This is a genomic window from Luteibacter sp. (assembly GCF_051958795.1).
Taxonomy (GTDB): domain Bacteria; phylum Pseudomonadota; class Gammaproteobacteria; order Xanthomonadales; family Rhodanobacteraceae; genus Luteibacter.
Genome location: NZ_JBQCFT010000097.1, coordinates 1 through 3,647, shown reverse-complemented (window position 1 = coordinate 3,647; position 3,647 = coordinate 1). Strand labels below are relative to the sequence as shown.

General features: G+C 69.4%; 5 protein-coding genes. 4 read left to right on the top strand and 1 reads right to left on the bottom strand.

The features are described from left to right. The first annotated feature begins 178 nt into the window (after window positions 1–178). The 4 genes from ACTHLF_RS05385 (at window position 179) to ACTHLF_RS05370 (ending at window position 2,836) form a co-directional block, all read left to right on the top strand. Window positions 179–1,156 carry a hypothetical protein gene (locus ACTHLF_RS05385; protein WP_440325515.1) on the top strand — a complete coding sequence of 326 codons (978 nt, stop codon included), beginning with the start codon at window positions 179–181 and terminating at the stop codon, window positions 1,154–1,156. Window positions 1,157–1,164: 8 nt separating this feature from the next. Further along, the gene (locus ACTHLF_RS05380) at window positions 1,165–1,341 is read left to right on the top strand and encodes a hypothetical protein (protein WP_440325513.1); all 177 of its coding nucleotides are present in this window, start codon (window positions 1,165–1,167) and stop codon (window positions 1,339–1,341) included. A 163-nt stretch (window positions 1,342–1,504) separates the two neighbouring features. Further along, window positions 1,505–2,254: a helix-turn-helix domain-containing protein gene (locus ACTHLF_RS05375; RefSeq protein WP_440325512.1), complete on the top strand. Its 750-nt coding sequence runs from the start codon at window positions 1,505–1,507 to the stop codon at window positions 2,252–2,254. Between the two features lie 132 nt (window positions 2,255–2,386). After that, on the top strand, window positions 2,387–2,836 hold the full coding sequence (locus ACTHLF_RS05370; protein ID WP_440325510.1) for a MarR family winged helix-turn-helix transcriptional regulator: 450 nt from the start codon (window positions 2,387–2,389) through the stop codon (window positions 2,834–2,836). Here ACTHLF_RS05370 and rhtC read toward each other — a convergent pair. Then, complete coding sequence (rhtC, locus tag ACTHLF_RS05365) at window positions 2,833–3,465, bottom strand: threonine export protein RhtC (protein ID WP_440325508.1); 633 nt, start codon at window positions 3,463–3,465, stop codon at window positions 2,833–2,835. The two genes, ACTHLF_RS05370 and rhtC, sit on opposite strands and share 4 nt — an antisense overlap. Window positions 3,466–3,647: the final 182 nt, after the last annotated feature.

The window sequence follows — 3,647 nt, the reverse complement described above, 5'->3', positions numbered from 1 at the left end:
GCGGGGGGGGGGGTGCCTGTGGCCCTCCCCGGGGCGGTTGTGTTGGGCCTCTTCCTCCCGCCCCCCCCCCCCCCGCCCCCCCCCCCCCCCCCCCAACCCCGCCGGCGTGGGGGCGGCGCGCCCCCCCGCGATGGGGTGTGCGATATCCTGCGGGCATCCCGCGAGGCGCCCCGCACACGTGTCCATCGACGAAGCCCTCCTCCCCGGTAACGACGAACGCCTGAGCGCCGAGCGCGCCTACGAGCTCTACTGGGCCGAGCTGCTCGGCGACGAACCGCGTTTCACCTGCGTCGGGACCGGCTGCCACGCGCCACTCACCTGCGCCTGCCTCAGGAAGCCCGAGCAGACCCTGCTGATCCGGCCGTATTTCCGCTCCCACCGGCTGGAAGACCACGCCGCGACCTGCGAGGTCGTGCACGGGGCCGGCGAGGCGAAGCGGTTGAAGGGGCCGGATGTGTTCGAGTCCGAGCGGCCGGCCCATCATTTCGATCGGGAGGCATCGCGCCCGAGGGCGCTCCCACAAGGGGATGCCGACGTTGTGGGAGCGCGCTTGGGCGCGATAGCCCCGGCGGAACGCACGGCTAAGGAGCCATCGCGCGCAAGCGCGCTCCCACAGGGGCACGGGTCACCTGCGCCCAGCCACTACTACCGGCTTTCGTCGCTGGTCCAGCGGTTCCTGGAACATCGCCGGGACAAGGACCTGGCCGAGGCACCGGTCACCATCGGCGGCGAGACGACGACCTACGAGGCGCTGTTCCGCAACGTGTACCGGCAGAAGGCGGCCGACCATTTGCAAACGCGCGCAGTCTGGTGGGGCACGGCTTCCCTGCGGGCCACGAAGGACGGCGGGTATTACCTCCGCTTCAGCCGGCCCTTCCGCCACGGCGACGAGTTGCTGAAGCCGACGATCACGCTCACCGCAAAGGACATCGACGCCTACCCGGTGCGCAAGCTGCTGCGTGCACGCCTCGACAAGCTCATCGCGGAGCACGAGGGATACTGCGTGGTGTTCGTATGGGCGAAACCCTGGATGCCGAAGGACGCGGAAAAGCCCTTCGTGCGCTTCTACGTGGATAACCTCGACCATATCGATGTCCGCAGCCCGGAGATCCTCGAGGAACTGAAGAACACCTCGCGCGTCACCGCCACCGACTGACCTGACCCATGCCCCGTAAACGCCGCCTGCGCCTGCCCTTCATTCGCCACCCCCGCGATGCGTCCCATGAGTTCGACGATGCCAGTTACGACGGCGGCGTCTCCGGCGGCGCGTATATGAAACACATCGTGGTAGCCGTCGTGATCCTGATCATCCTGATCGCCATCGCGCGTTCGATCTTCTGAGCGACGTCATTGAAAATTGAGGAATTCGGTTACCCAGGTAAATTGTCCGGGACATTTTGCAATCGGTTGCACATTTCACGCTGCGTATACCCCTTTAGGGGGTAGTCGCAAATCCTTGCATGCGCAATGCTTCGATCCTCATCCGATACCGTGAGGGTCGGCCATGTACCGCGCCGAGACCGCCTGTTCCGTCAGATTCCCGCGCACGCCCACGCTAGTGATCGACCTCGCGCAGCGTTCGGCCGCGCTCGACAGGCCGTCCGAAGGCACCCAGGTGCAGGCGTTGCGCGATCGGCTGGCGTTGACCGAAATTGCGATCGGCCCCGAGGACGGGGCTGATGACGACCTGCTGCTCGTCTACCGGACCACGGGCCCGGCCGACCCCGGGGCCGGCGCCATCCTCTTCCGCCACATGGCGGACACCCGCGACATCGTGCACCCGCCCGCCGTCCGCAGCCTCGCCCAGGTCCTGTTCGATACCCTCCGCGCCGACGAGCCCAACGCCCCGCTCATGGCCCACGTCGCCATGGCCCTGCGCGCGATCATCCCGGCGCCACGGCGCGACGATGCCGGCACCGTGCGTGGCGGCCTCGCCATCTGGCAGGAACGCCGCGCGCTGACCTTCATGGAACAGCGCCTGGACCAGAGCTTCCCCGTGTCCGACGTGGCGGATGCCTGTGGTCTGTCGGTCAACCACTTCTCCCGCGCCTTCCGGCGCAGCCTGGGCAAGCCCCCGCACCGCTGGCTGCTGGACCGCCGGATCGACCGCGCCCGTGAGCTTTTGCAGGAGACCCCGCTCACCCTGGCGGACATCGCCCTGGCCTGCGGGTTCGCCGAGCAGAGTCACTTCACCCGGGTATTTACCCGGCTGGTAGGCATGCCGCCTGGCGCATGGCGACGCGCCGCGGAGTAAAAATTCCAAGCGCCGCCGGTAATTTGCAAACACACCCTCTTTCAGTCAATTCCACAAACCCGCAGGGTGCGTATGATGGCCGCCATACCATCGGCAGGAACCACCCACCATGAGCGCGGAAACCGCAAACCGATGAGCGGCGAGAGCACCACACCCGTCGCCACCCTGCACCTCGGCAGGGATCTGATGCTTGCCGGTTCGCGCCTGCGCGATGCCGTGGGGCGGCGTGCCCAGCGCGAATTCGGGATCACCGCCCTGCAGGGCGACATGCTCCTGCTGCTGGCCGCCCACGGCAGCATGATCTCCACGGAACTCGCGACCACCTGCGGGGTTAACGCCAGCACGGTCACCCATGCGGTCGACGCGGGGATCGAGCGTGGGCTGATGAAACGGACCCGGAACGAGGTCGACCGGCGGCTCGTGGATATCGGGCTGACCCCGGCGGGCAAGCGCATGGCGGAACGCGTCCGCGCACTGATCGCCGACGTGGCCCGCAACGCCCTCGAGGGCGTCGGCGCGCCGCACCTGCTGGTCCTGGCGGAGAGCCTCGCCCAGGTCAGCCGGAACCTGGACCGCGACTAGACCGCCCGGCGGCCCAGGATGAGGTGCAGGCCGAAGAGGGTGAAGATCGCACCTGCCCCGCCATCGATCCAGCGGCTGGCGCGGACATAGCCGCGGCGCATCGCCGGCAGGGCGAAGATCGCGGCGACCACCCCGAACCACAGCGCCGTCTCCAGGGTCACCATGGCCCACAGGCCCCAGCGCGCGCCGGCATCGACCCCTTCGCCGATGAACGCGGAGAAGATCGAGGCGAAGTAAATGGCCGCCTTCGGGTTGGCCAGGTTGGTCAGCAGGCCGCGCAGCAGGGCCCGGCCCGGGCTGGAATCACGGACATCGACCGTCGGCACCGCGGCGTCGGGCTTCGCCTTCCAGGACGCCCGCAGCATCTGCAGGCCCATCCAGCACAGGTAGGCGCCGCCGGCGATGGCGATGCCGCGCTCCAGCCAGGCCAGCCGGTGCAGCAGGAGTTGCAGGCCCAGCAGGGCCAGGGCGGCCCAGACCGCCACGCCCAGGGCGATGCCCACCACCCCGGCCACCGCCTCACGCCGCGAACGGCTGGCGGCCAGCTGGCTGACGAAGAAGAAGTCCGGGCCCGGCGTCACGAGGGCTACCAGCTGGACGACGGCAATGGTCAGGAATACGTGCGACATGGCTGGATTATGGAGCAGCGGGCGCCGTGCGCGCACCCTATTCCCCGTGGGAGCGCGCCATATCTTGTGGGAGCGGGGGGGGGGGGGGGGGGGGCCCCCCGCGCCCCCCACACGCCCCCCCCCCCCCCCCCCAACCCGGCCGGGGGGGGGGGGGGCGCCGGGGTTGGGGGGCGGCCGGCGCC